Raw genomic sequence first — 25,270 nt, forward strand, 5'->3', positions numbered from 1 at the left:
AGCCGCGCATTCTAGCGGAAAACGGCCTGTTCTGCGCACTCAAAGCAGAGTGAGGCCGTCTGAAAGGTTTTCAGACGGCCTCTGCCCCGTCGATGCCTGCGGCGTGGATTCAGACGGCCTTGTCCGTTTTCGCGGGACGTTTGATCCAAACGAAAAACAGCGGCACGAACAGCAGCCCGAGCACGGTGGAGGCGGCGGTGCCGCCGAGCACCGCCGTGCCGATGGCGATGCGTCCGCCCGCCCCCGCGCCCGTACCCAGCGCCAACGGCAGCACGCCGAGGCCGAAGGCGAGCGAGGTCATGACGATGGGACGCAGGCGCAGGCGGGCGGCTGCGACGGCAGCCTGCATGGGCGTTTCCCCCTGCCGCACGAGCTGCATGGCGAATTCCACAATCAGGATGGCATTTTTGGCGGCAAGGCCGACGGTGGTGAGCAGGCCGACTTGGAAGAAAACGTCGTTGTCCAGCCCGCGCAGGGCGGTGGCGGAAAGTGCGCCAAGCACGCCCAAGCCTGCGGCAAGGATAACGGCAAACGGGATGCGCCAGCTTTCGTACAGAGCGGCCAGACACAGGAAAACGAACAGGACAGACAGAGCATACAGCGCGGGTGCCTGCGAGCCGGCCTGTTGTTCCTGCAAAGACGCGCCCGTCCATTCGTAGCCGAAGCCTGCGGGCAGTTTGGCCATCAGGTTTTGCACTTCCTTCATCGCGCTGCCCGAGCTTTGTCCGGGCTGCACGCCGGCCTGCATGTCCATGGCGAGGCTGCCGTTGAAGCGTATCAGCTGCGGCGGCGCGGTTTCCCAACGCACGCTGCTGAATGCCGACAGCGGAATCATCTCGCCCGCACCGTTGCGTACCTGCCAGAGGCCGATGTCCTGCGGCTGCATACGGTAAGGCGCGTCGGCCTGAACGTATACGCGTTTGACGCGGCCTTTGTCGACGAAATCGTTGACATAGCTGCCGCCCAGCGCCTGGTTGAGCAACTGGTTGACGGCGGCGGGGGCGATCTGCATGGAGGCGGCCAGGTCGTTGTCGATATCGACGACAAGCTGCGGGCGCGGGTCTTGGTTTTTGGCGCGCACTTTGCGCAGATAGGGGCTGTCAGCGGCCGCTTCGATAAATTGGTCTTTGGCGGCGACGAGTTTGTCGTAGCCCGCGCCGTTCATGTCCTTGATAACGAAGCTGATGCCGTTGCCCGAACCCAGTCCGCGCACGACGGGCGGCTGGCTGACGACGATGCGCGCACCCGAGCGGCCGCCCGTTTCTTTGCCGTAGCGCGTTTCCAGCGCGGCGGCGCTCTGGTCGGGGCGGCGGCGCTCGTCCCACGGCTTGAGTTTGAGGAACATGGCGGCATTGCCCTGGCTGCCGCCGTTGCCGGTGATGGCGAGAAAACTGTCGATTTCGGGCTGCTTGGCAAAGTAGTGCGTCAGGTCGGCCACGGTTTTCTGCACCGATTTGTCGGTTGCGCCCACCGGCAGCGTGATGTCTACGGTGAGAAAACCCTGGTCTTCGTCGGGCAGGAAGGCCGTGGGCAGGTGTGCAAACAAAAAGGTGCAGGCAGCCAACACGGCCAAAAAGGCGGCAAACATGATTCTGCCGTGTGCAAACAGGCGGTTTACCGTCCGCCCGTAGCGCTCCGAGAGGCTGTCGAAGCCTTTGTTGAAGGCGCGGAACAGGCCGCCGGCGGGTTTGTCGTGCGGACGGGCTTTGAGAAATTGGGCGCACATCGCAGGCGAGAGCGTCAGCGCCACCAACACCGAAAAGCCCATCGCCGCAATCAGCGTTACCGAAAACTGGCGGTAAATCACACCGGTCGATCCGGGAAAGAACGCCATCGGCACAAACACGGCCGACAGCACCATGCCCACGCCCACCAGCGCCGAAGAAATCTCGTCCATCGATTTTTCTGTGGCCGCTTTCGCATCCAAACTCTCTTCGTGCATCAGCCGCTCGACGTTTTCCACCACCACGATGGCATCGTCCACCAGCAGGCCGATGGCCAGCACCAGCGCAAACATCGTCAGCATGTTCACCGAATAGCCCAAAAGCGAGAGTACGCCCAGCGTACCCGCCAACACCACAGGCACGGCCACGGCGGGCACCAGCGTCGCCCGCGTGCTCTGCAAAAACAGATAAATCACCACCACAACCAGCAGAACGGCCTCGCCCAGCGTGTGCAGCACTTCCTGTAACGAGGCTTTGACAAACGGAATGCTGTCTTGCGCGGTATCCGCTTTCAAACCGTAGGGAAACAGCGGCTCCATCTCGCGGATTTTCGCCTCCACGGCCGTGGCGACGTCGAGCGCGTTTGCGCCGTCGGCCATCACAATGCCCAGCGCACCCGCCACTTTGCCGTTGAGCATCGAATTGACGTCGTAGCCGTCGGCGCCCAATTCCACCCGCGCCACGTCTTTGAGGCGCACCACCATGCCGTCCGTGCCGCTGCGCAGAATGATGTTTTCAAACTGGGCGGCGTCGGTAAAGCGCCCGCGCGCCTGCACCGGCACGTTCAAATCCTGCCCGGGAACGGAAGGAAGCTGGCCGAGCTGGCCGGCCGACACCTGCGTGTTCTGCGTCTGGATGGCCGACACCACGTCGGAAGGCATCATCGCCAAAGCGGCCAGCTTGTGCGGATCGAGCCAGATACGCATCGCGTGCTGGTTGCCGTAGAGCGAGATTTCGCCCACACCGTCCACCCGCGAGAGCACGTCCATCACATTGCTCGCCAGATAATCGGTCACTTCCACGCGCGAAACGTGCTGATCCGTGGCAAACGTCCATGTGACCAGATTGTCCTGCCCGCCCTTGGTGACCGACACGCCGCGGTTCTGCACGTCCTGCGGCAGGCGCGACAGCGCACCCTGCAAGGCGTTCTGCACCTGCACCTGCGCCACGTCGGTGTCCGTGCCCGGCAGGAAAGTGAGCGTCGTGCGCGATTTGCCCGACGAATCGGCGGTGGAACTCATATAAATCAGCCCGTCCAAACCCTTCATCTGCTGCTCGACTATCTGCGTTACCGAGTCGTTCACCGTTGCCGCCGACGCGCCGCTGTATCTGGCGCTCACCGAAATCTGCGGCGGCACGATGTGCGGATACTGCTCCAAAGGCAGCGTGCGTGCCGCCAGCACGCCTGCCAGCACGACAAAAATCGCCAAAACCCACGCAAACACGGGGCGGTTGATAAAAAAAACGGGCCATAGGAAAACCAATCGTAACGGTGGAAAAACGCGCCGGCGCGAAAACGCGGGCGAAAAAAGGCCGCCAGCATAAAGCAGGCGGCAGCGGCGAACCTTAAGCCAAACTTAAGCAGGTGTAAAAACCTTCGTCAAAGGCCGTCTGAAAACCGCCCTGCCCTCTTTCAGACGGCCTTTTCACACCCCCGCAACGCATCTTTCAGACGGCCTCATCCTATAAACAAAGGCCGTCTGAAAACGGTATAATCCGCGCCTTAAATTTTTTACCGAAAGACATCCGCCATGCAAGAGCACTACCACCCCTCCGCCGTCGAACCCGCCGCCCGCCGAAAATGGGATGAAGCGGGCATTTTTCATGCCGCCGAAGATGCGTCCAAACCGAAATATTATTGTTTGTCGATGTTCCCCTACCCCAGCGGCAAGCTGCACATGGGGCATGTGCGCAACTACACCATCGGCGACGTATTGAGCCGCTTCAAGCTCTTAAACGGCTTCAACGTCATGCAACCTATGGGTTGGGACGCGTTCGGCATGCCTGCGGAAAATGCGGCGATGAAAAACAACGTTGCCCCCGCCGCTTGGACGTACGACAACATCGAATACATGAAAACCCAGCTCAAAAGCCTGGGTTTTGCGATTGACTGGGAGCGCGAAGTCGCCACCTGCAAACCCGAATACTACCGCTGGGAACAATGGCTGTTTACCAAGCTGTTTGAAAAAGGCATCGTCTATCGCAAAAACGGCACGGTAAACTGGGACCCTGTCGACCAAACCGTCCTTGCCAACGAGCAAGTTATCGACGGCCGCGGTTGGCGTTCCGGCGCGTTGATCGAAAAACGCGAAATCCCGATGTATTACTTCAAAATCACCGATTACGCCGAAGAGCTGCTCAATGATTTGGACAAGCTGGAACACTGGCCGGAACAAGTCAAAACCATGCAGCGCAACTGGATCGGCAAATCTCGCGGTATGACCGTGCGCTTCGCCGTTTCAGACGACAGCAAACAAGGTTTGGAAGGTGATTACGCGAAATTTCTGCAAGTTTATACCACCCGTCCCGACACGCTGATGGGCGCGACTTATGTTGCCGTTGCCGCCGAGCATCCGCTGGCAACCGCCGCAGCCGCCAACAAACCCGAATTGCAGGCATTTATCGCCGAATGCAAAGCCGGCTCGGTTGCCGAAGCCGATATGGCGACGATGGAGAAAAAAGGCGTGCCGACCGGCCGCTACGTCGTCAACCCGCTCAACGGCGACAAGCTGGAAGTGTGGATTGCCAACTATGTATTATGGGGCTACGGCGACGGCGCGGTGATGGCGGTTCCGGCGCACGACGAACGCGATTTCGAGTTTGCCACTAAATACAATCTGCCGAAAAAACAAGTCATTGCCGTCGGCGACAACGCATTCGACGCAAACCAATGGCAAGAATGGTACGGCGACAAAGAAAACGGCGTATTGGTCAACAGCGGCGACTTGGACGGCATGAATTTTCAGACGGCATTCGACGCCATCGCCGCCAAACTGCAAAGCCAAGACGCAGGCGAACCGAAAACCCAATACCGCCTGCGCGACTGGGGCATTTCGCGCCAACGCTACTGGGGCTGCCCGATTCCGATTGTGCATTGCGACACCTGCGGCGACGTGCCCGTACCTGCCGAGCAGCTGCCCGTGGTATTACCCGAAAACGTCGTGCCCGACGGCATGGGTTCGCCACTGGCCAAAATGCCCGAATTTTACGAAACCGCTTGCCCCAAATGCGGCGGCGCAGCCAAACGCGAAACCGACACCATGGATACCTTCATGGAATCGAGCTGGTATTTCTTCCGCTATATGTCGCCCGCGTTTTCAGACGGCATGGTCAAGCCTGAAGCGGCGCAATACTGGGGCGCGGTCGACCAATACATCGGCGGCATCGAACACGCCATTTTGCACCTCCTGTACGCCCGCTTCTTCACCAAACTGATGCGCGACGAAGGCTTGGTGAAAGTGGACGAGCCGTTTGAACGCCTGCTCACACAGGGCATGGTGGTGTGTGAAACCTACTACCGCGAAAACGCCGACGGCAGCAAAGACTGGATCAACCCGGCCGATGTGGATTTGACCTTTGACGACAAAGGCCGCCCCGTGTCCGCAATCCTCAAAGCCGACGGCCTGCCCGTGGTCATCGGCGGCACGGAAAAAATGTCCAAATCCAAAAACAACGGCGTCGATCCGCAAGAGCTGATTAACGCCTACGGCGCGGACACCGCCCGCCTGTTTATGATGTTTGCCGCCCCGCCCGAACAGTCGCTCGAATGGAGCGACAGCGGCGTAGAAGGCGCGCACCGCTTCCTGCGCCGCCTGTGGCGCACCGTGTACGAACACGTTTCCCACGGCATCGTGCCCGCCTTTTCAGACGGCCACGACAGCCTGGATAAAGCGCTGAAAGAACTGCGCCACAAGCTGCACGCCACCGTCGCCAAAGTTTCCGACGACTACGGCCGCCGCCAGCAGTTCAACACCGCCGTCGCCGCCGTGATGGAACTCTTAAACCAATACGACAAAACCGACACCGCCTCCGAACCGGGCCGTGCCGTCGCCCAAGAAGTATTGGAAGCCGCCCTGCGCCTCTTGTGGCCGATTGTGCCGCACATCTGCGACGAACTCTGGAGCGCGTTGAGGCCGTCTGAAACCCTGTGGGACGCAGGCTGGCCGAAAGTGGACGAAGCCGCCCTCGTCAAATCCGAAATCGAAATCATGGTGCAGGTAAACGGCAAGCTGCGCGGCAAAATCACCGTTGCCGCCGACGCGCCCAAAGACCAAATCGAAGCCGCCGCCCTCGCCACCGACGGCGCGATTAAGTTTATGGAAGGCAAACCGGCCAAGAAAATCATCGTCGTACCCGGCCGGCTGGTGAATATTGTGGTGTAAACCGCCATGCGGAAGGCCGTCTGAAAGCGCAGCTAAAACCTTTTCAGACGGCCTTTTCCACTTTAATACATCCGAGGCCGTCTGAAACCGCGCAACCGATTTTCAGACGGCCTGTCTTTACGGGAACCCCCATGACCGACTACACCGCCCACCCCACCGCCATCATCGACGAAGGCGCCAGCATCGGCGCAGGCTGCCGCATCTGGCATTTCGTCCATATCTGCGCCGGTGCGAAAATCGGCCGCAACTGCTCGTTCGGCCAAAACGTATTCGTCGGCAACAACGTCATTATCGGCGACGGCTGCAAAATCCAAAACAACGTCTCCGTGTACGACAACGTATTTCTCGAAGACGGCGTGTTTTGCGGCCCCAGCATGGTGTTCACCAATGTGTACAACCCGCGCTCGCTGATTGAACGCAAAAGCGAATACCGCGACACACGCGTCAAAACCGGCGCGACGCTGGGCGCAAACTGCACCATCGTCTGCGGCGTTACCGTCGGCCGTTTCGCCTTTGTCGGTGCGGGCGCGGTAGTCAACAAAGACGTGCCCGACTACGCGCTGGTGGTCGGCGTGCCCGCCCGTCAAATCGGCTGGATGAGCGAATACGGCGAACAGCTCGAACAACTGCCGCTCACAGGCAGCGGCAAAGCCGTCTGCCCGCACAGCGGCGAAACGTATATCCTTTCAGACGGCCTCCTCAGCAAAGCCTGAGGCCGTCTGAAAAATGCCCTACCCACCATGAGAAATACCATGCAATTTATCGACCTCGCCGCCCAGCAGGCGCGCATCAAACCCCAAATCGACGCAAACATACAAAAAGTCCTCTCGCACGGCCAATATATTTTGGGGCCGGAAGTGGCCGAACTGGAAGACAAACTCAAAGCCTACTGCGGAGCGAAACACTGCATCGGCGTCGCCAACGGCACCGACGCGCTGCAAATCGCCCTGATGGCTTTGGGCGTAGGCGCGGGCGACGAAGTGATTACTCCCGGCTTTACCTACATCGCCACCGCCGAAACCGTCGCCCTGCTCGGCGCAAAACCGGTTTACGTCGATATCGTCGAACAAACCTACAACCTCGACCCCGCCAAGCTCGAAGCCGCGATTACCCCGCGCACCAAAGCCATCGTGCCCGTATCGCTCTACGGCCAGTGTGCCGATTTCGATGCGGTTAACACCATCGCCGCCCGCCACAACCTGCCCGTCATCGAAGACGCGGCGCAGAGTTTCGGCGCATCTTACAAAGGCCGCAAATCAGGCAGCCTGACCACTGTTTCCTGCACCAGCTTCTTCCCCAGCAAACCTTTGGGCTGCTACGGCGACGGCGGCGCGGTTTTTACTGACGACGACAATCTGGCCGCCGTCATCCGCCAAATCGCGCGCCACGGCCAAGACCGCCGCTACCACCATATCCGCGTCGGCGTAAACAGCCGTCTGGACACGCTGCAAGCTGCCATCCTGTTGCCCAAACTGGCGATTCTGGAGGAAGAAATCGGCCTGCGCGGGCAGGTTGCCGCCGTTTACGCGCAGGAACTGGATAAAGCCGGTATCGCCGCACCGTTTATCGAAAGCCACAATATCAGCGCGTATGCCCAATACACCGTGCGCGTGAAAAACCGCGATGCCGTTCAGACGGCCTTGAAAGCGGCAGGCATCCCGACCGCCGTCCATTATCCGATTCCGCTCAACAAGCAGCCCGCCGTCGCATCCGATGCCGTGCTGCCCGTGGGCGATTTGGTGGCCGAAGAAGTATTGAGCCTGCCGATGCACCCGTATATGACGGAGGAACAGGTGCGGCAGGTAGTCGGCGCGCTGCATCAGGCTGTGAAACGGTAAACCCCGCAGGCATTAAGCGGCACGATTGAGGCCGTCTGAAACACCGTTTTACGGGCTTTCAGACGGCCTCAAACCGTTTTTGTGCAGGACGTGCACACAACGGCGAACGCGTTTTTTTGGGTTTTGTCGGAAACCGTGCGGGGGCGCGAAAGGCCGTCTGAAAGCCCCCAATCCGTTTTCCAACTCCGTTGAAACCGCACTTTCAGACGGCCTCCGCGTCCGTTTTCCCCTGCGGCGCGTCGGCGAAGTCGGGCTGTTTCACCAACACCAGCGCCAGAAGCAGGGCGAGGGCGGCGAGGCTGCCGCCTGCGTAGCCGATGTTGTTCAGGCCGAACCATTGGGCGGCGTAGCGGCCGAACAGGGCGCCGCCGCCGATGCCGACGTTGAACAGCGAGGAGTAGATGGAGCTGGCGACGTCGGTGGCGTCGGCGGCAAAGTGCAGCACGCGCGAAATCATGGCGAGGCTCAGGGCGGTAATCACGATGCCCCAGAAGAAGCACAGCGCCATCAGCAGCCAGGCGGGGGCAGACAGGGGCAGCAGCAGGAACATGGCGGCGGCCGTGGCGGCGGTGCCTGCGGCGAAGAAAACGCGGGCATTGCGGCTGAAATACCGTCCGAAAAGATACGATCCGGCAAAGCCCGCCGCGCCGTATACCAGGAGCAGCAGGGTGGCCTGCTGCGGGGCGAAACGCGCGCTTTGCAGGGCGAAGGGTTCGATGTAGCTGTATGCGGTGAAATGGGCGGTGATCATCAGGATGGTGAAGGCGTAGAGCAGCATCAGGCTTTTGCGTTTGGCCAGCACGGGCAGGCTGTCGAGCGAGCCGGTGTTGGCGCTGGGCAGCCTGGGCAGGCTTTTCGCCAGCACGAGGGCGACGGGCACGGCGGCCAGGCCGATAAGCAGGAAGCTGAGCCGCCAGCCGTAGGCGTTGCCCGCCAGCCGCCCCAGCGGGATGCCGAACACCATCGCCAGCACGGTGCCGGTGCTCAAAATGCCGAGCGCCTGGTTGCCCTTGCCCTGCGGTGCGACGCGCACGGCCAGCGCGGCGGTAATCGACCAGAACAGGGCGTGGGTCAGGGCGACGGCGACGCGCGAGGCGAGCAGCACGGCGAAACTCTGTGCAAAATACGACAGCACGTGGGCGGCGGAGAACACGGCAAACAGCACGAGCAGCAGGCCGCGCCGTTCGGTGTTGCGGGTAGCGAGCATCAGCGGCAGCGACATCAGGGCGACGACCCAGGCGTAGACGGTAATCATGATGCCGGTGTCGGCGGGTTTCATGGCAAAACCGGCACCGATGTCGCTGAGCAGGGCGACGGGGATGAATTCGGTGGTGTTGAAGATAAAGGCGGCGCAGGCAAGGGCGAAGACGCTGAGCCAGCGGGCGGATTCGCTGTTGGGCATGGGGGCTTTCGGGGTTGGGTGTATGGTGTGATTTCAGACGGCCTAAAACAACAAACGGCGTCATTCCCGCGCAGGCGGGAATCTTTCAGGAATTTCGGCAACGGATTGTTTTGTCGGAAATCGGCGGATCTCAAACAAGATTCCCGCCTGCGCGGGAATGACGTTGTTGGCAGACCGTCCGAACGTTTGGCAAATATGGCGGCGCGGCGTGTTCATACCACGCGAAAGGCCGTCTGAAAGCCTGTTTTCGCGCTTTCAGACGGCCTCTTGCCTTTATAGTGAAACAACATGGAAAGATACAAGGCAGCAAGCCGCAGACAGTACAAGTAGTACGACAAGGCGCAGCAACGCCGTAGATTTCCGTGTTGACTCACTATACATTCAGGCAAACGGGTGTTGCAGCAGAATAGTCTGCTCGCGGTCGGGGCCGGTGGAGATGATGGCGACGGGTGCGCCGCACACCTCTTCGATGCGTTTGAGATAGCGGCGGGCGTTTTCCGGCAGCGCGTCGTATTCGGTCACGCCGAAGGTAGATTCCGTCCAGCCGGGCAGGGTTTCGTACACGGGCACGCATTTGGCGACGGCGTCCGCGCCGAAGGGCAGGATGTAGGTGCGTTTGCCTTCAAATTCGTAGCCGACGCAGATTTTGATTTCTTCGATGCCGTCCATCACGTCGAGCTTGGTGATGCACATGCCGGTGATGCCGTTGATTTGGATGGAGCGTTTGAGGGCGGCGGCGTCGAACCAGCCGCAGCGGCGCGGACGGCCGGTGACCGAGCCGAACTCGTGGCCGCGCTCGGCCAAACCCTCACCCACTTCGTCGAAGAGCTCGGTCGGGAACGGACCCGAGCCGACGCGGGTGGTGTAGGCTTTGACGATGCCCAGCACGTAGTCGAGCATATGCGGCGGCACACCCGCGCCGGGGGCGGCGGCGCCGGCAGAGCAGTTGGACGAGGTGACGAAGGGATAAGTGCCGTAGTCGATATCGAGCAGCGTGCCCTGCGCGCCTTCAAACAGCAGGTGTTCGCCGCGCGCGTTTTTTTCGTAGAGCGTGCGGGCGACGTCGTGAATCATCGGCAGGATGCGGTCTTTGAAGCCTTCGATTTTCGCCATGATGTCTTCGTAGGAGACGGGCGCGGCGCCGTGCAGGTGTTGCAGCTGGATGTTGTAGAGTTCGACGTTGGCGCGGACTTTTTCCGCCAGTTTGCCGCAGTCGAAAAGGTCGACGGCGCGTACGGCGCGGCGGGCAACTTTGTCTTCGTAGGCCGGGCCGATGCCGCGGCCGGTGGTGCCGATTTTCTGGTCGCCCTTCGAGGCTTCGCGCGCTTGGTCGAGGGCGATGTGGTAGGGCAGGATAAGGGTGGCGGTGGGGGCGATTTTCAGACGGCCTTCGACGTTTTTCACGCCGGCGGCGGTGAGCTCGTCGATTTCGCCCAACAGGGCTTCGGGTGAAACGACGACGCCCGAGCCGATAAAGCAGTCGAGTTTTTCGTGCAGGATGCCGCTGGGTATCAGGCGGAGGATGGTTTTTTTGCCGCCGACGACGAGGGTGTGCCCGGCGTTGTGGCCGCCCTGGAAGCGGACGACGCCGCTGCTCTGCTCGGCCAGCCAGTCTACGATTTTGCCTTTGCCTTCGTCGCCCCACTGCGAGCCGACGACTACTACGTTTTGTGCCATATTGTGTTTGCCTTAAATGAGGGGAAAACGGGAGGCCGTCTGAAAAAGGCGGCCGCTGGAAATGTGCTGCTTGCTTGGCTTTTCAGACGGCCTGATGCTGCGTGCTTGGAGGCCGTCTGAAAACGCCGTATCGGGTCTGCCCTATTCCGTGACCGTCCACACGCCGTTTTGTTTTTGCAGGCGGCGCGTGCTGCCGCTGCTGCTGTTGGAGGGCAGACCGTAGTCGATAACGACGGTTTCACCCGCCGCGCGCAACTGTGCGACAGCTTCGGCGGCTTCGGCCGCGTCGGCCAGGGCGACGGAAATAGCGGGACGGCGCTCGTTTTGCGGCAGGCGTCCGAGGAATTTGCGCAAATCGAAGCTGAAACCGGTGGCGGGGCGGGCGCGGCCGAAGTGGACGCCCAAGCCGTCGTAACGGCCGCCGCGAGCTACCGCATCATGGCCGCCGCTGCCGTAGGCGGCGTAGAGCAGGCCGCTGTGGTAGTTGTCGACGCGCAGCTCGGCCAAATCGATGTGGACGCGCTGCTGCGGGAAGGCGGCGCACACGGCTTCGAGTTCGTCGAGGGCGCGGCTGACGGCGGAGAGTTCGGGCAGTTTCTGCCGCGCGGCGGCGAGGATTTCGCGGCCGCCGTAGAGCGCGGGCAAGAGGGCGAGGGCTTTCTGCCACATGCCGTCGAGCCGCCATTCTTTCAGACGGCCTGCGACGGCGGCGCCGTCTTTGTCCTGCATCAGCTCGAGCAGGGTTTCCGACTGCTGCGCGTCCAGCCCTGCGGCGGCGGAGAGGGCGCGGAAAACGCCGATGTGGCCGAGCGAGAGCAAAACGTCGCCGAAATCGGCGGTATTCAGGCTGTCGAGCATCAGGCCGATGATTTCGATGTCGGCTTCGATGCCGCCGTAGCCGTAAAGCTCCGCGCCCACCTGCAAAGGTTCGCGGGTGTTTAAAAAGCCTTCGGGGCGGGCGTGCAGCACCGAGCCTGCGTAGCACAGACGGTTGATGCCTTGGTTGGACGAGAGGAGGTGGGCGTCGATGCGGGCGACCTGCGGCGTGATGTCGGCGCGGATGCCGAGCTGGCGGCCGCTGATTTGGTCGGTGACGCGGATGGTTTTGAGAGAGAGGCCGGAGTCGATATGGGTGAGCAGCGAGCGGCTGTATTCCATCAGCGGCGGATGCACGAGTTCGTAGCCGTGCGAGCGGAACAGGGCGAGGATTTTTTCTTTCGCGCTTTCAAGCTGCCGCGCCCCGGTGGGCAGGATGTCGGCGACGTATTCGGGTAGCTGCCAAGACTGCATAGTAGTGGACGACGCATAAAAAAGCGGCCGTAAGACCTGCGTCTGCGTTGTTTTTAAAGCCGCACTTTAACATAAAAAAACAGCTTGTGCAGTTTGCTTTTCCATCGTTAAGCGGGGCAGACAGGGGCGGGACTGAGGCCGTCTGAAAGGCGGGAAACGGGCTTTTTAAACGGCCTCAAACCGCCCTGCCCCGCTACCGTTTCGGCGGCGGCGCGGAATGGGCAAACCGGGCCGCCCGCAGCATGCGGGCATCGCGAAAACGGTTGAGGTCGTCTGAAAACGCGGCTTCAACGAAGTTAAAACCCTTTTCAGACGGCCTGTTTTCTTTGGCTGACGGTCTGCTTAATACATTGAGATACTAGATATATTCGTCAAACACACTGCGCCCGGCCTTACGTTCTGCCTCGCGTTTTTTCATTTCATTACGGAAACTGCGCCGAGCGTCCGCTTCCCATTTTTTGCTGCCGAAATATTCTTCGGACTGTTTTTTCTTGGCCTGCTTGCCGGGCTTTTTGTTCTGCGCCGCATTGTCGCGGACGCTTGTTTTGCGCGGGGGCGACTGCACAAACGCTTTGGTTTGCTGCGCCCTTTCGTTCAAATACCGAGAACGCTCCGCCCCGTTTTCCACCACTCCCGATTCACGGAAGGACGCCCCTTCCGTTTGGCTGATACCCCTGCCGAATTCATAAACTTCTTCCGCCGCAACAACTGCCGGCGCAGCCAGCAAAGCCGAAACAAGAGAAACCCGTAAGATTTTGTATTTTTTATTTTTTTATCCATAATCAATGTTGCAATGAAATTAAAAAAACTTCCGAATAGACATAAACAAAAGGCAGCAAAATTATAGTTAACCAAAACAAAAAGTATATAATTCTCTCCCTTAACTCCACACCTTACCCGTTCCCGTTTTATGGCCTACTCACTCTATCGATTTCCGTCAAAAAGCATTAGACCACTACGAACAGCACGGCAACATCAGCCAAACCGCACGCACCTTCCGCATTACCAACCGAACCCTTTACCAATGGATTGCCCTCAAAAAGGAAACAGGTTCGCTGCAACACCGCACCAAAGGCGGCAATTCGGAACGTATCGACAAAGAAGAACTGCGCCGCTATGTGGCAGAACATCCCGATGCCTATCAATACGAAACAGCACAGCACTTGGGCTGCACCGCATCCAATGTCGGCTACCTGCTCAAAACACTCAAGATCACGCGTAAAAAAGACAACCGTCTACAAAGAACAAGACCTCCAAAAAGTAACCGCCTACCGAAAACAGCTGGAACAATATTCGGAAATGCCAAAGGTTTACTTGGATGAAACGGGTTTTGATACTTTCTATTACCGCCCGTATGCCTATGCCTTGAGGGGACAGATTGTCAAAGCGCGGATTTCCGGCAAGCGCTATGAAAGAATGTCATTGGTTGCCGCCCGTGCGGATGGGAAACTGATTGCGCCGATGGTTTACAAAGGCACAATGGACAGCAGCTTGTTTGAAGCGTGGTTTGGGCAGTTTCTGTTGAAGGAACTTAAAGAGCCTTCGGTCATTATTATGGATAACGCCCGTTTTCACAGGATGGCGGTACTGCGTGAAATGGCGCAGAGGGCAGGACATATCATTCTGCCGCTGCCGCCATATTCGCCTGAGTTGAACCCGATAGAAAAGGTGTGGGCGAATATCAAACGGCATCTGAGAAAAGTGATGTCCGGCTGTTTGTCTTTTGAGCAGGCTTTGTTGGATATTTTTTGTTTTGTTTGACTATATACGGCGGCGGACAAGCGGTTCTGTGCCCCCTCCTCTGCCCTCCCCCGCGCTTGGGCGCAGGGGAGGGAGTGAAATGCCGATGCAGCCGAGAGGCCGTCTGAAAAAGGCCGTCTGAAAAACCGCTTTCGCGGTTTTTCAGACGGCCTTTTGTTGCGGAACGGAAGTCTGCTCAGTCGCCCATTGCCATCAGGCTGGCGTTGCCGCCTGCGGCGGTGGTGTTGATGCTGCACGAAATTTCTTCAAACACTTGCAGGACATCGAGGCCGTTTTCCGAGGGCAGGATGCGGATGAGTGCGCCGTCGGTTTTGGCCAGCTCTTCTTTGCGTTCGGCGGGCAGTGCGTCCAGGGCGGCGACATGGCTGATGCCGAGGACTTCGGGGCGGTCGTTTACCGCCAGCAGGCCGTCGAGTTTGTCGGCGTATCCGGCCAGGGGGTGGCCGGGTTCGACGACGGTTTGGATGCCGGAGGCGGCCAATTGGGCGAGGGCGGCAAAGCTGCGGGCGAGGTCGCCGCCGTAGAGCCAGACGCGTTTGGGGGCGTGCCAGCTGGCGGCGTTGCGCTCGCCTGTGGGGCCGGGCAGGAGGGCTTCGGCTGCTTTCAGGGTGCGGAAGCGTGCCTGGCCGAGGGCGGCGGCGGCTTCGAGTTTCTGCTCTTGGGTAAGCGGCAGGCCGTGCAGGACGGTTTCGAGTTTTTTCAGCGCGGCTTCGTCGGCCTGGCCGGGGGTGGTCAACTCGGGCTGCACCCAGTGGCTCAGGCGGCTGAGGCGTTGCAGGTAGAAGGAGCCGCCTGCTTTGGGGCCGGTGCCGGAGAGGCCGTGGCCGCCGAAGGGCTGCACGCCGACAACGGCGCCGACGATGTTGCGGTTGACGTAGACGTTGCCCGCTTCGATGCGGCTGCGGATGTGGTCGACTGTGCCGTCGATGCGGCTGTGGATGCCATGGGTGAGGGCGTAGCCTTTGCCGTTGATTTGGTCGATCAGGCGGTCGAGTTCGCCGGCGCGGTAGCGGACGACGTGCAGGACGGGGCCGAAGACTTCGCGTTGCAGCTGGTCGAGGTTGTCGAGTTCGAACAGAACGGGGTTGACGAAGGTGGAGGCTTCGCCGTTCACGCTTTCAGACGGCCTGATTTCGTGGCAGGCTTTGGCCGCGCCTTTCATTTTGCCGATGTGGGCGAGCAGGTTGTGCTGTGCCTCGGCGTCGATAACGGGGCCGACGTCGGTGTGGAGCTGCTGCGGGTTGCCGAGGACGAGTTCGTCCATCGCGCCTTTGATCATGCCTACCATGTGGTCGGCCACGTCTTCCTGCACGCACAGGATACGCAGGGCGGAGCAGCGCTGGCCTGCGCTGTCGAAGGCGGAGTTGACGACGTCGGCGCACACTTGCTCGGACAGGGCGGTGGAGTCGACGATCATGGCGTTCTGGCCGCCGGTTTCGGCGATGAGGACGGGGTTGTCGCTGCGGCGCGCCAGGGTTTGGTTGATGAGACGTGCGACTTCGGTCGAGCCGGTGAAGATAACGCCGGCGATGCGTTCGTCCTGCGTCAGCGCCGCGCCGACGTCACCCGCGCCGAGAACGAGTTGCAGGGCTTCGGCGGGGATGCCCGCCTGATGCATGAGGCCGACGGCGTAGTGGGCGATGAGGCCGGTTTGCTCGGCGGGTTTGGCAACGACGGTATTGCCTGCGGCGAGGGCGGCGACGACTTCGCCGGTGAAGATCGCCAGCGGGAAGTTCCACGGGCTGATGGCGACGACGGTGCCGATGCCGTGCGTGCCTGCGGGCAGGGTGTGCTCGGCTTCGTCGGCGTAGTAGCGGCAGAAGTCGACGGCTTCGCGCACTTCGGCGATGGCGTTGTTGAGGGTTTTGCCTGCTTCGCGCACGGCCAGCATCATCAGTTGCGCGGTGTGCTCTTCAAAGAGGTCGGCGATGCGGCGCAGGATGGCGGCACGCTCGGCGGCGGGGGTGCCGCCCCACGATTTTTGCGCGGCAACGGCGGCGGCAACGGCTTTTTTCGCGGTGTCGGCATCGGCGAAGCTGGCTGTGCCGACGATGTCGCTGTGGTCGGCGGGGTTGCGCACTTCGGTTGCGGGCAGGCCTTGGGCGGCTTTGCCGTTGATAATCGAAGCGGCTTGGAAGGTGTCGGCGGTAGCGGCGTTCAGGTCGGCCTGAAGCTGCTGCAAGACGTTTTCGTTGCTCAAATCCACGCCCTGCGAATTCAGACGGCCGTTGCCGTAGAGCTTGCGCGGCAGGGGCAGCGCGGGGTGCAGGTGGATGCCTTCTTTTTCGATGGTGTCGAAGGGGCTGCGGATGAGTTCGTCGATGCTGATGTTTTCGTCGACGATTTGGTTGACGAAGGAGGTGTTGGCGCCGTTTTCCAACAGGCGGCGCACGAGGTAGGCCAAAAGGGTTTCGTGCGTGCCGACGGGGGCGTAGATGCGCACGCGGCGGCCGAGGTTCTGCGGGCCGACGACTTGGTCGTACAGGGTTTCGCCCATGCCGTGCAGGCATTGGTGTTCGAACTCTTTACCTTTGCCCATTTGGTAGATGGCGGCGAGTGTGTAGGCGTTGTGGGTGGCAAACTGCGGGAAGACAGCGTCTTGTGCGTCTAAGAGTTTGCGCGCGCAGGCCAGATAGGAGATGTCGGTGTGGACTTTGCGGGTGTAGACGGGGTAGCCGTTGAGTCCGTCGACCTGCGCCCATTTGATTTCGCTGTCCCAATACGCGCCTTTTACCAGGCGGATCATCAGTTTTTGGTTGTTGCGGCGGGCAAGGTCGATCAGATAGTCGATCACGAAGGGGCAGCGTTTCTGGTAGGCCTGCACGACAAAGCCGATGCCGTGGTAGCCCGCCAGATCGGGATCGGAAACGAGCGCTTCCATCAGATCGAGCGAGAGTTCGAGGCGGTTGGCTTCTTCGGCGTCGATGTTGATGCCGATATTGTATTGTTTGCCGAGCAGGAACAATTCTTTCAGGCGCGGCAGCAGTTCGGCCATGACGCGCTCGTGCTGGGCGCGGGCGTAGCGCGGGTGGATGGCGGAGAGTTTGACGGAAATGCCGTTGCCTTCGTATACGCCCTGTCCTGCGGCGTCTTTGCCGATGGCGTGGATGGCGTTCACATAGTCTTGGAAATAGCGTTTGGCGTCGGCTTCGGTCATGGCAGCTTCGCCGAGCATGTCGAAGGAGTAGCGGTAGCCCATTTTTTCGCGCTCTTTGCCGTTTTGCAGGGCTTCTTCGATGGTTTGTCCGGTGACGAACTGTTTGCCGAGCATACGCATGGCGTAGTCGACGCCTTTGCGGATCAGGGGTTCGCCGCCTTTGCCCAATAGGCGGGTGAGCGCGGCGCCCAGGCTGTCGTCGCTGTTGGGCTTGGTGAGTTTGCCGGTAATCAGCAGACCCCATGCGGCGGCGTTGACGAACATCGAGGGGCTGTTGCCCAAATGGCTTTTCCAGTCGCCGCCGGAGAGTTTGTCCTGAATCAGTTTGTTGCGGGTTTCTTTGTCGGGGATGCGCAGCAGGGCTTCGGCCAGACACATCAGTGCCACGCCTTCTTCGCTGGACAGGGAAAATTCGTGCATCAGCGCGTCGACGCCGCTGGCTTTGGTGCGGTCGGCGCGCACTTGGGTGACGAGGCGTCGGGCGAGTTCGTCGGCGTTTTTACGCTCTTCTTCGCTCATTTGCGCGCGTTGCAGCATATCGTTTACCGCTTCGATTTCGTCGCGGCGGTAGGCATCGGTGACGGCTTGGCGCAGGGCGGTTTGCGCCGGAAAGGCAAAATCAAACATTTTTTGAGGTTCTCCAAGAGGGTTTCGGTAGTGTCGTTTCAGGCGGCCTCCAACCTGCAAAAGGCCGTCTGAAAAATCTTGTCAATTATACGCCGCACATGGTTTCGGCGCAGCGTTTTCAACGGCTCTGACGGCTTTTCAGACGGCCTCAGCAGGAGGCCGTCTGAAAAGGGATAGGCAGAGCCGGAAACGGGGGTCAGCGGCTGGCGCGGTAGTCGGCGTCGGCCTTTTCAAAACGCTCCTGCACCTCCTGCGACGGAGCCTTGCCGATCAGCGACACCAGCACGGCAACCAGGGCGCAGGCGATAAAGCCGGGGACGATTTCGTACACGGTGAGCCAGCCGTTTTGGCCTGCGGCGATGGCGGGTTTTTTCACATACTCCGCCCACATCACCACGGTCACAGCACCGGCCACCATGCCCGCCAGCGCGCCCGATGCGGTAATGCGTTTCCAAAACACCGACAGAATGACGACGGGTCCGAATGCGCCGCCGAAACCTGCCCAAGCGTAGGACACCAGCCCCAGCACTTTGCTGTTCGGGTCAGCGGCAATCAGGATGGAAATCACGGCAATCGCCAACACCATCAGACGGCCGACCCACACCAGCTCGGCCTGCGGCGCGTTTTTACGCAGAAAGCCTTTGTAGAAGTCTTCGGTAATCGCGCTGGAGCATACCAAAAGCTGGCAGGACAGGGTGGACATCACCGCCGCCAGAATCGCGCTCAGAATCACGCCGGCAATCCACGGATTAAACAGCAGGGTGGACAGGGCGATAAACACGCGCTCGTGGTTGCCTTTCATTGCGGCAACGTCGGCCGGGTTGGCGGCAAAGTGGGCGATGCCGAAATAGCCGACGGCCACCGCGCCGCCCAAACACAGAATCATCCAGGTCATGCCGATGCGGCGGGCGGATACCAGCGATTTGGCGCTTTCGGCCGCCATAAAGCGCGCCAGAATGTGCGGCTGGCCGAAATAGCCCAAGCCCCAGGCGGCGGTGGAAACGATGCCGACAAAAGTCGTACCGGCCAGCAGGCTGCCGTATTGTTTGCCGGTTTCGGCGGCCACGCCCTGGATGGCGGCGGACATCTGCTCGGCGCCGCCCAAGCCCAGATACACCATCACCGGCGTCAGAATCAGGGCGAAAATCATCAGCGAAGCCTGCAGGGTGTCCGTCCAGCTCACGGCCAAAAAGCCGCCGAGGAAGGTATAGACGATGGTTGCGCCCGCACCCAGCCACATGGCCTGGTTGTAAGTCATGCCTTCAAACAGGCTCTGGAACAGAGTTGCCCCCGCCACGATGCCCGAAGCGCAGTAAATGGTGAAGAAAAACAGAATGATAATCGCGGAAACCACCTTCATCAGATGGCCGCCGGCGCCGAAGCGGTGGAAGAAATAGTCCGGCAGCGTCAGCGCGTTGTTGGCATGCTCGGTGTGCACGCGCAGGCGGCCGGCCACCAACAGCCAGTTGAAATAAGCGCCGACGGTTAAGCCGATGGCGATCCAGGCTTCGCTCAGGCCGCTCAGATAAATCGCGCCGGGCAGACCCATCAAAAGCCAGCCCGACATATCGGACGCGCCCGCCGACATGGCGGTAACGAAGGGGCCGAGACTGCGGCCGCCGAGAATGTAGTCGTCGAAATTGCGGGTGGAGAAATATGCGGCCAGGCCGATCAGGAGAACCGCCACCAGATAGATGGCGAAGGTGACATACATGGGATTCATAAGCTCTACTCTTTCTTCAAGGTTTTTCTTTTTTAGGTCGGATCCGCAGCTGCGGCGGCGCCGCGCGGATGCGCCGCCGTTATACTTGACTTGGCTATTTTTTGTCAATAATTGCAAAGAAAGGCGTAGTTTGTGCTAAGCAAAACGGGTTTTCACGCGCCCGAACGTTTTTCAGACGGCCTCCCGCATACTCGGAGGCCGTCTGAAAACGGAGTTTCAACGGAATGAAAAGGCGGCGGGCTCAGTCTATCTTCACATAAGCCACTTCGAGAATTTCGATCCGCTCCCTGCCCTCGGGCGTGTGCAGCAGCACCTCGTCGCCCTCGCGCGCCTTAATCAGGCTGCGCGCCAGCGGCGAAATCCACGAAATTTTGCCCAGCGCCGTATCGGTTTCGTCGATGCCGACGATGCTCACCGTCTGCTCCGCCCCGCTGCCGCGCAGCAGGGTGACGGTTGCGCCGAAAAACACCTGATCGGTCGGCTCGCGAGTTTCGGGATCGACCACCTGCGCCGCTTCCAGCCGCTTGGTGAGGAAACGGATGCGGCGGTCGATTTCGCGCATCCGCCGTTTGCCGTAGAGATAGTCGCCGTTTTCGCTGCGGTCGCCGTTGGAAGCCGCCCAGTTCACCACCTGCACGATTTCGGGGCGCTCTTTGTTCACCAAATGATAAAGCTCGTCTTTCAGGCTCTGCCAGCCTGCGGGCGTGATGTAGTTCGGAGTGTCGCTCATGACTCGGGTAGGCCGTCTGAAAAAAGCGCGATTTTAACAAAAGACCGCGCCGCGCACGCTGCCGGCAAAGCGCCGCCGCCACACCACTCCTTTACACAACTTAAAGTCCGATAATATTGTTTGACAATGCGCACAAAACTTTATACATTTTGCAGCCCCGCGCAACGGCGGCACGAAAAACACCCCTCCCGCGTGCGTTTTGTGTCCGATTGCGCCGCCTGCCGGACGATACGTCCCGCCGCCTGCACCGCCGAAAAGGCTGTGCGCACGGCGCGGGCGACAGAAAAAGAAAACCGACAAGAGGAGCACCCGTTTCATGAACCCCACCTCCAAAACCCTCCCCGCCGCCTGCCTGGCCGCCTGCCTCGCGCTGGCGGCCTGCGGCGGCAGCGAACCCGTTGCCAAGCCCTTCAAACGCAGCAACTACAACCGCATCGTTATCGGCAACAGCGTCGAACCCGGCACCCTCGATCCGCAAAAAAGCGGCGATTCGGCCGCAGGCGCCATTATCCGCCAGATGATGGACGGCCTCGTCGGCACCGACGGCGAAGGCAAAACCGTTCCCGCGCTGGCGGAAAAATGGGAAAGCGACGGCGACAAAGTCTGGACCTTCCACCTGCGCGACGCGAAATGGTCAAACGGCGACCCGATCACCGCCGAAGATTTCGTTTACAGCCTGCGCCGTCTCGCCGACCCCGAAACCGGCGCGCCCTATGCCGGCTACCTGGCCGACGGCAAAGTCATCAACGCCGAAGAAGTGCTCACCGGCAAAGCCAAGCCCGAAGCGCTCGGTATCCGCGCCCTCGACAAAAAAACCCTGCAATTCACCCTCAGCATGCCCGTGCCCTACTTCCCCGACATGCTCGTCCAGCCGTGGATCTACCCCGTGCACAAAGCCACGGTGGAAAAATACGGCGACAAATGGACGCAGCCGGAAAACTATGTCGTCAGCGGCGCATACAAACTGAAAGAATGGCGCGTCAACAGCCACATCCTGCTGGAAAAAAATCCCGCCTATTACGACAAAGCCTCCGTGTCCGTACCCGAAGTCATGTTCCTGCCCGCGCCCAACGAATTCAACCGCTACCGCGCAGGCGAAGCCGACGTGACCTACGGCATTCCGTCCGACCAGATCAAAACCGCCGACAAGGAATTCCCCGGCCAGGTGCGCAGAACCACCATCTTGTGCACCTTCTATCTCGAACCGAACAACAAAGCCTTCCCTTTCGACAACCCGAAAGTGCGCCGCGCGCTCAATATGCTCGCCGACCGCACCATCGTCACCAAAGTCAGCGGCAGGGGCGACGTGCCCGCCTTCCAGCTCACTCCGCCCGAAATGCAGGGCATCACCCAAACCGCGCCCGACTGGAAGGATTGGAGCAAAGAGAAAAAAACCGCCGAAGCCACGCGCCTGCTGAACGAAGCGGGCTTCAACGAGTCCAACCCGCTGACCTTCGAAGTGCTCTACAGCACCAACGAAACCTCGCGCAAGCAGATTACCGCGCTGCAATCCATCTGGAAAACCGCCGTGCCATTCATCCAGCCCAACCTGATCAACCAGGAATGGAAAACCTATCTGGACACGCGCCAGTCGGGCAATTTCGCCATCGCGCTCGCTGGCTGGTGTTCCGACTACAACGAACCTTCGGGCATGCTCAACACCTTCCGCTCCAACAGCCCGAACAACCGTTTCTTCTACCACAACCCCGTCTTCGACCAAACGCTCGACGCCACACTGGCCGCAGGCGCCACGCCCGAAGAGCGTGCGAAACTCTACACGGAGGCCGAAGCGATGCTGCAACGCGATTCCGTCTTCATCCCGCTCTACCACCAGGTAGCCGTCCAACTGGTGAAACCCGACATCGAAGGCTTCTCCACCCACGACCCGCTGCGCAACTACACCGTCAAACACTGGTCGATCGCGCCGAAAAAATAACAAGCCCTTTTCAGACGGCCTCATGCAGCACGGAGGCCGTCTGAAAAAGGCCGTCTGAAAAACACACAGAATCCGCTAGGAGCAAAACATGACTGCAACACCTCGAGAAAACTTGGCCGCGCTTCGCCAAGCCATGAAAAAACACGGTTTGGACGCTTTCGTCATTCCTTCCGCCGACCCGCACCTTTCCGAATACCTACCCGAACACTGGCAGGCGCGGCGCGATTTGTCGGGCTTTACCGGCTCGGTGGGCACACTGGCCGTAACTGCCGACGATGCCGGCGTGTGGGTGGACAGCCGCTATTGGGAGCAGGCCGAACACCAGCTTGCCGGCACCGGCATCGGTTTGCAAAAAAGCGGCCAAGTCGCCCCCTACACCGAATGGCTGGCCGCCAACCTGCCCGAGGGCGCAACCGTAGGCGTGCCCGCCGATATGCTGTCGCTTACCGGCAAACGTGCGCTGGAGCAGGCGCTCGCGGCGAAAAACATCCGCGTTGCCCATCCTGAAACTTTGTTGGACGAAGTATGGGCAAACCGCCCGGCCATGCCGTCTGAAACCGTTTACATCCACCATCCCGATTATGTATCCGAAAGCGCGGCGGAAAAACTCGCCCGCGTGCGCGCCGCCATGAAAGAGCAGGGCGCGGATTACCATCTGGTTTCTTCGCTCGACGACATCGCGTGGATTACCAACCTGCGCGGCAACGACGTACCCTACAACCCCGTATTTCTGTCTTTCCTGCTGATTGGTGCGGACACGGCCGTATTGTTTGCCGACCACAGCCGCTTCAACGCCGATTCTGCCACCGCGCTCAAAGCCGCCGGTATCGAAGCGCGCGCTTATGCCGAAGCCGCCGCCGCGCTGGCCGCCTTGCAGGGCAGCCTGCTGGTCGAGCCGGGCAAAACCGCCGTCAGCACGCTGGCCAAGCTGCCCGAGTCGGTAAACCTGATTGAAAACATCAACCCCAGCACGCTGTTTAAATCGATGAAATCCGATGCCGACATCGCCCATATCCGCGAAGCGATGGCACAGGACGGCGCAGCCTTGTGCGGCTTTTTTGCCGAGTTTGAGCAGAAGCTGGCCGCCGGCGAGCGCGTTACCGAAGTCGATGTCGATACCATGCTGCTGAAACACCGCAGCCAACGTCCGGGATTTATCTCGCCCAGTTTCGGCACGATTGCCGGTTTCAACGCCAACGCGGCGATGGCGCATTACAGCGCAACGCAAGAGAGCCACAGCGTCATCGAAGGCGACGGTATGCTGCTGATCGATTCGGGCGGCCAATACTGGGGCGGCACCACCGACATTACCCGTGTCGTACCCGTGGGCAGGCCGTCTGAAGCGCAAAAACGCGACTACACGCTGGTGTTGAAAGCGCACATCGCGCTGGACGAAACCGTGTTCCCCGAAAACATCGCCGGGCCGATGATTGACGCTGTCTGCCGCAAACCGCTGTGGCAGGCGCAATGCGACTACGGCCACGGCACGGGACACGGCGTGGGCTATTTCCTCAATGTGCACGAAGGCCCGCAGCTGATTGCCTGCGCCGCCGTGCCCAATCCCAACCACGCCATGAAAAAAGGCATGGTTACCTCTATCGAACCCGGCCTTTACCGCCCGGGCAAATGGGGCATCCGCATCGAAAACCTCGCCGCCAATATGCCGGTAGAACACCCCGCAGAAACCGAGTTCGGCAAATTCCTGTATTTCGAAACACTCACCCTCTGCCCGATCGACACGCGCCTGATGCTGCCCGAACTGATGAGCGACGAGGAAATCCGCTGGGTCAACGACTACCACGCCCAAGTCCGCAGCCGCCTTGCCCCCTTAACCGAAGGCGCGGCCAAAGGCTGGCTCATCGAACGCACCGAGCCGCTGACGCGCGGATAAGCGCCGCCGCACAGGCCGTCTGAAACCGAAAGCGCTTTTCAGACGGCCCCTTCCGACCAACCCCTGCCCTGCCCCGCCGTTTTCCCTTCGTCGAAACCCCGCTTTCAGACGGCCTCACAAACGCGGCAGCACGGCAGAGCAAGACGGCGCAAGCCGTCGGAAACCGACCCGATTATGCTGAAATTCATCATCAAACGGATATTGGCCGCCATCCCCACCATGCTGGTGCTGATTACCGTATCCTTCTTCCTGATGCGCCTCGCGCCGGGCAGCCCCTTCACGGGCGAACGCAACCTGCCGCCCGCCGTACTGGCCAACATCGAAGCCAAATACCACCTCAACGACCCGATGTATTTGCAATACTTCCACTATGTGAAGCAGCTGGCGCAGGGCGATCTCGGCCCCTCGTTCAAATACAAAGACTTCTCCGTCAACGAGCTTTTGGCGCAGGCGCTGCCCGTGTCGCTGGAAATCGGCCTCTACTCCTTCGTTATCGCCGCCGTGCTCGGCATGCTTTTGGGCATCGTCGCCGCGCTCAAACAGAACACTTGGGCGGACTACACCCTGATGACGCTGGCGATGACCGGCGTGGTCGTGCCCAGCTTTGTCAAAGCGCCGATTCTGGTGCTGATTTTCGCCGTTATCCTGCAATGGCTGCCCGCAGGCGGCTGGAACGACGGCGCGCTGCCCAACCTGATTCTGCCCGTGGCCGCGCTGTCCATCAGCTACGTGTCGAGCATCTCCCGCATCACGCGCGGCGCGATGATCGAAGTGCTCAACAGCCCGTTTATCCGCACCGCCCGCGCCAAAGGCCTGCCGATGCGCACCATCGTATTGAAACACGCGCTGCGCCCCGCCCTGCTGCCGATTGTGTCCTACCTCGGCCCGGCGCTGGTCGGCATCATCACCGGCGCGATTGTGGTGGAAACCATCTTCAACCTGCCCGGCATCGGCCAGCTTTTCGTCAACGGCGCACTCAACCGCGACTACGGCATGATCCTCGGGCTGACCATATTGGTGGGCGTGCTCGCCATCCTCTTCAACGCCGTTCTCGACATCCTCTATGCCCTGATCGATCCAAAAATCCGCTACTGACACCGCGCGCCGCACAGCGCACCCTTTCAGACGGCCT

General features: G+C 60.4%; 15 protein-coding genes and 1 pseudogene. 8 read left to right on the top strand and 8 right to left on the bottom strand.

Going from position 1 to position 25,270, the window contains the following annotated elements:
* Positions 1–109: 109 nt before the first annotated feature.
* The gene (locus tag ACG2K1_RS08465) at positions 110–3,169 is read right to left on the bottom strand and encodes a multidrug efflux RND transporter permease subunit (RefSeq protein ID WP_395429203.1); all 3,060 of its coding nucleotides are present in this window, start codon (positions 3,167–3,169) and stop codon (positions 110–112) included.
* A 306-nt stretch (positions 3,170–3,475) separates the two neighbouring features.
* Between ACG2K1_RS08465 and leuS the strand changes: the two genes are divergently transcribed.
* The 3 genes from leuS (at position 3,476) to ACG2K1_RS08480 (ending at position 7,944) form a co-directional block, all read left to right on the top strand.
* Positions 3,476–6,106, top strand: a complete 2,631-nt coding sequence (leuS, locus tag ACG2K1_RS08470; protein WP_395429204.1) for a leucine--tRNA ligase — start codon at positions 3,476–3,478, stop codon at positions 6,104–6,106.
* Positions 6,107–6,237: 131 nt separating this feature from the next.
* Complete coding sequence (locus tag ACG2K1_RS08475; protein WP_395429205.1) at positions 6,238–6,819, top strand: acyltransferase; 582 nt, start codon at positions 6,238–6,240, stop codon at positions 6,817–6,819.
* 39 nt (positions 6,820–6,858) lie between these two features.
* Positions 6,859–7,944, top strand: a complete 1,086-nt coding sequence (locus ACG2K1_RS08480) for a DegT/DnrJ/EryC1/StrS family aminotransferase (RefSeq protein WP_395429206.1) — start codon at positions 6,859–6,861, stop codon at positions 7,942–7,944.
* A gap of 202 nt (positions 7,945–8,146) precedes the next feature.
* On the opposite strand, the gene ACG2K1_RS08485 is transcribed toward ACG2K1_RS08480, so the two are convergent.
* From ACG2K1_RS08485 to ACG2K1_RS08500, 4 genes are all read right to left on the bottom strand, one after another.
* Positions 8,147–9,346 carry a sugar transporter gene (locus ACG2K1_RS08485; RefSeq protein WP_395429207.1) on the bottom strand — a complete coding sequence of 400 codons (1,200 nt, stop codon included), beginning with the start codon at positions 9,344–9,346 and terminating at the stop codon, positions 8,147–8,149.
* 381 nt (positions 9,347–9,727) lie between these two features.
* Positions 9,728–11,023, bottom strand: coding sequence for an adenylosuccinate synthase (locus ACG2K1_RS08490; protein WP_395429208.1), 1,296 nt, complete (start codon positions 11,021–11,023; stop codon positions 9,728–9,730).
* Positions 11,024–11,164: 141 nt separating this feature from the next.
* Positions 11,165–12,313 carry an ATP phosphoribosyltransferase regulatory subunit gene (locus tag ACG2K1_RS08495; RefSeq protein WP_395429209.1) on the bottom strand — a complete coding sequence of 383 codons (1,149 nt, stop codon included), beginning with the start codon at positions 12,311–12,313 and terminating at the stop codon, positions 11,165–11,167.
* A 358-nt stretch (positions 12,314–12,671) separates the two neighbouring features.
* The gene (locus ACG2K1_RS08500) at positions 12,672–13,040 is read right to left on the bottom strand and encodes a hypothetical protein (RefSeq protein ID WP_395429210.1); all 369 of its coding nucleotides are present in this window, start codon (positions 13,038–13,040) and stop codon (positions 12,672–12,674) included.
* A 247-nt stretch (positions 13,041–13,287) separates the two neighbouring features.
* Here ACG2K1_RS08500 and ACG2K1_RS08505 point away from each other — a divergent pair.
* Both ACG2K1_RS08505 and ACG2K1_RS08510 read left to right on the top strand, forming a co-directional pair.
* A pseudogene (locus tag ACG2K1_RS08505) lies at positions 13,288–13,515 on the top strand (IS630 transposase-related protein); the annotation flags it as partial.
* On the top strand, positions 13,496–14,074 hold the full coding sequence (locus ACG2K1_RS08510; protein WP_402839155.1) for an IS630 family transposase: 579 nt from the start codon (positions 13,496–13,498) through the stop codon (positions 14,072–14,074). The pseudogene ACG2K1_RS08505 and the gene ACG2K1_RS08510, both read left to right, overlap by 20 nt.
* 175 nt (positions 14,075–14,249) lie before the next feature.
* Here the strand turns inward: ACG2K1_RS08510 and putA are convergent, their stop codons facing one another.
* The 3 genes from putA to greB form a co-directional block, all read right to left on the bottom strand.
* Complete coding sequence (gene putA / locus ACG2K1_RS08515) at positions 14,250–17,858, bottom strand: bifunctional proline dehydrogenase/L-glutamate gamma-semialdehyde dehydrogenase PutA (protein WP_395428783.1); 3,609 nt, start codon at positions 17,856–17,858, stop codon at positions 14,250–14,252.
* Between the two features lie 196 nt (positions 17,859–18,054).
* Positions 18,055–19,581, bottom strand: a complete 1,527-nt coding sequence (gene putP, locus ACG2K1_RS08520; RefSeq protein WP_395428782.1) for a sodium/proline symporter PutP — start codon at positions 19,579–19,581, stop codon at positions 18,055–18,057.
* A gap of 241 nt (positions 19,582–19,822) precedes the next feature.
* Complete coding sequence (gene greB, locus ACG2K1_RS08525; protein ID WP_009425770.1) at positions 19,823–20,311, bottom strand: transcription elongation factor GreB; 489 nt, start codon at positions 20,309–20,311, stop codon at positions 19,823–19,825.
* Positions 20,312–20,627: 316 nt separating this feature from the next.
* Between greB and ACG2K1_RS08530 the strand changes: the two genes are divergently transcribed.
* From ACG2K1_RS08530 to oppB, 3 genes are all read left to right on the top strand, one after another.
* On the top strand, positions 20,628–22,247 hold the full coding sequence (locus tag ACG2K1_RS08530) for a peptide ABC transporter substrate-binding protein (protein ID WP_395428781.1): 1,620 nt from the start codon (positions 20,628–20,630) through the stop codon (positions 22,245–22,247).
* Positions 22,248–22,335: 88 nt separating this feature from the next.
* Positions 22,336–24,138 carry an aminopeptidase P family protein gene (locus tag ACG2K1_RS08535; protein WP_395428780.1) on the top strand — a complete coding sequence of 601 codons (1,803 nt, stop codon included), beginning with the start codon at positions 22,336–22,338 and terminating at the stop codon, positions 24,136–24,138.
* Positions 24,139–24,312: 174 nt separating this feature from the next.
* Positions 24,313–25,233 (top strand): oligopeptide ABC transporter permease OppB, encoded by a 921-nt coding sequence (oppB, locus tag ACG2K1_RS08540; RefSeq protein ID WP_094030888.1) that lies wholly within the window; start codon positions 24,313–24,315, stop codon positions 25,231–25,233.
* Positions 25,234–25,270 lie beyond the last annotated feature (37 nt).

The organism is Neisseria sp. 23W00296 (assembly GCF_044772855.1).
Lineage (GTDB): Bacteria > Pseudomonadota > Gammaproteobacteria > Burkholderiales > Neisseriaceae > Neisseria.

Coding starts and splice junctions, on each gene's coding strand:
- leuS (WP_395429204.1), top strand. CDS start 3,476: ATGCAAGAGCACTACCACCCCTCCGCCGTCGAACCCGCCGCCCGCCGA.
- ACG2K1_RS08475 (WP_395429205.1), top strand. CDS start 6,238: ATGACCGACTACACCGCCCACCCCACCGCCATCATCGACGAAGGCGCC.
- ACG2K1_RS08480 (WP_395429206.1), top strand. CDS start 6,859: ATGCAATTTATCGACCTCGCCGCCCAGCAGGCGCGCATCAAACCCCAA.
- ACG2K1_RS08485 (WP_395429207.1), bottom strand. CDS start 9,346: ATGCCCAACAGCGAATCCGCCCGCTGGCTCAGCGTCTTCGCCCTTGCC.
- ACG2K1_RS08490 (WP_395429208.1), bottom strand. CDS start 11,023: ATGGCACAAAACGTAGTAGTCGTCGGCTCGCAGTGGGGCGACGAAGGC.
- ACG2K1_RS08495 (WP_395429209.1), bottom strand. CDS start 12,313: ATGCAGTCTTGGCAGCTACCCGAATACGTCGCCGACATCCTGCCCACC.
- ACG2K1_RS08510 (WP_402839155.1), top strand. CDS start 13,496: ATGTCGGCTACCTGCTCAAAACACTCAAGATCACGCGTAAAAAAGACA.
- putA (WP_395428783.1), bottom strand. CDS start 17,858: ATGTTTGATTTTGCCTTTCCGGCGCAAACCGCCCTGCGCCAAGCCGTC.
- putP (WP_395428782.1), bottom strand. CDS start 19,581: ATGAATCCCATGTATGTCACCTTCGCCATCTATCTGGTGGCGGTTCTC.
- greB (WP_009425770.1), bottom strand. CDS start 20,311: ATGAGCGACACTCCGAACTACATCACGCCCGCAGGCTGGCAGAGCCTG.
- ACG2K1_RS08530 (WP_395428781.1), top strand. CDS start 20,628: ATGAACCCCACCTCCAAAACCCTCCCCGCCGCCTGCCTGGCCGCCTGC.
- ACG2K1_RS08535 (WP_395428780.1), top strand. CDS start 22,336: ATGACTGCAACACCTCGAGAAAACTTGGCCGCGCTTCGCCAAGCCATG.
- oppB (WP_094030888.1), top strand. CDS start 24,313: ATGCTGAAATTCATCATCAAACGGATATTGGCCGCCATCCCCACCATG.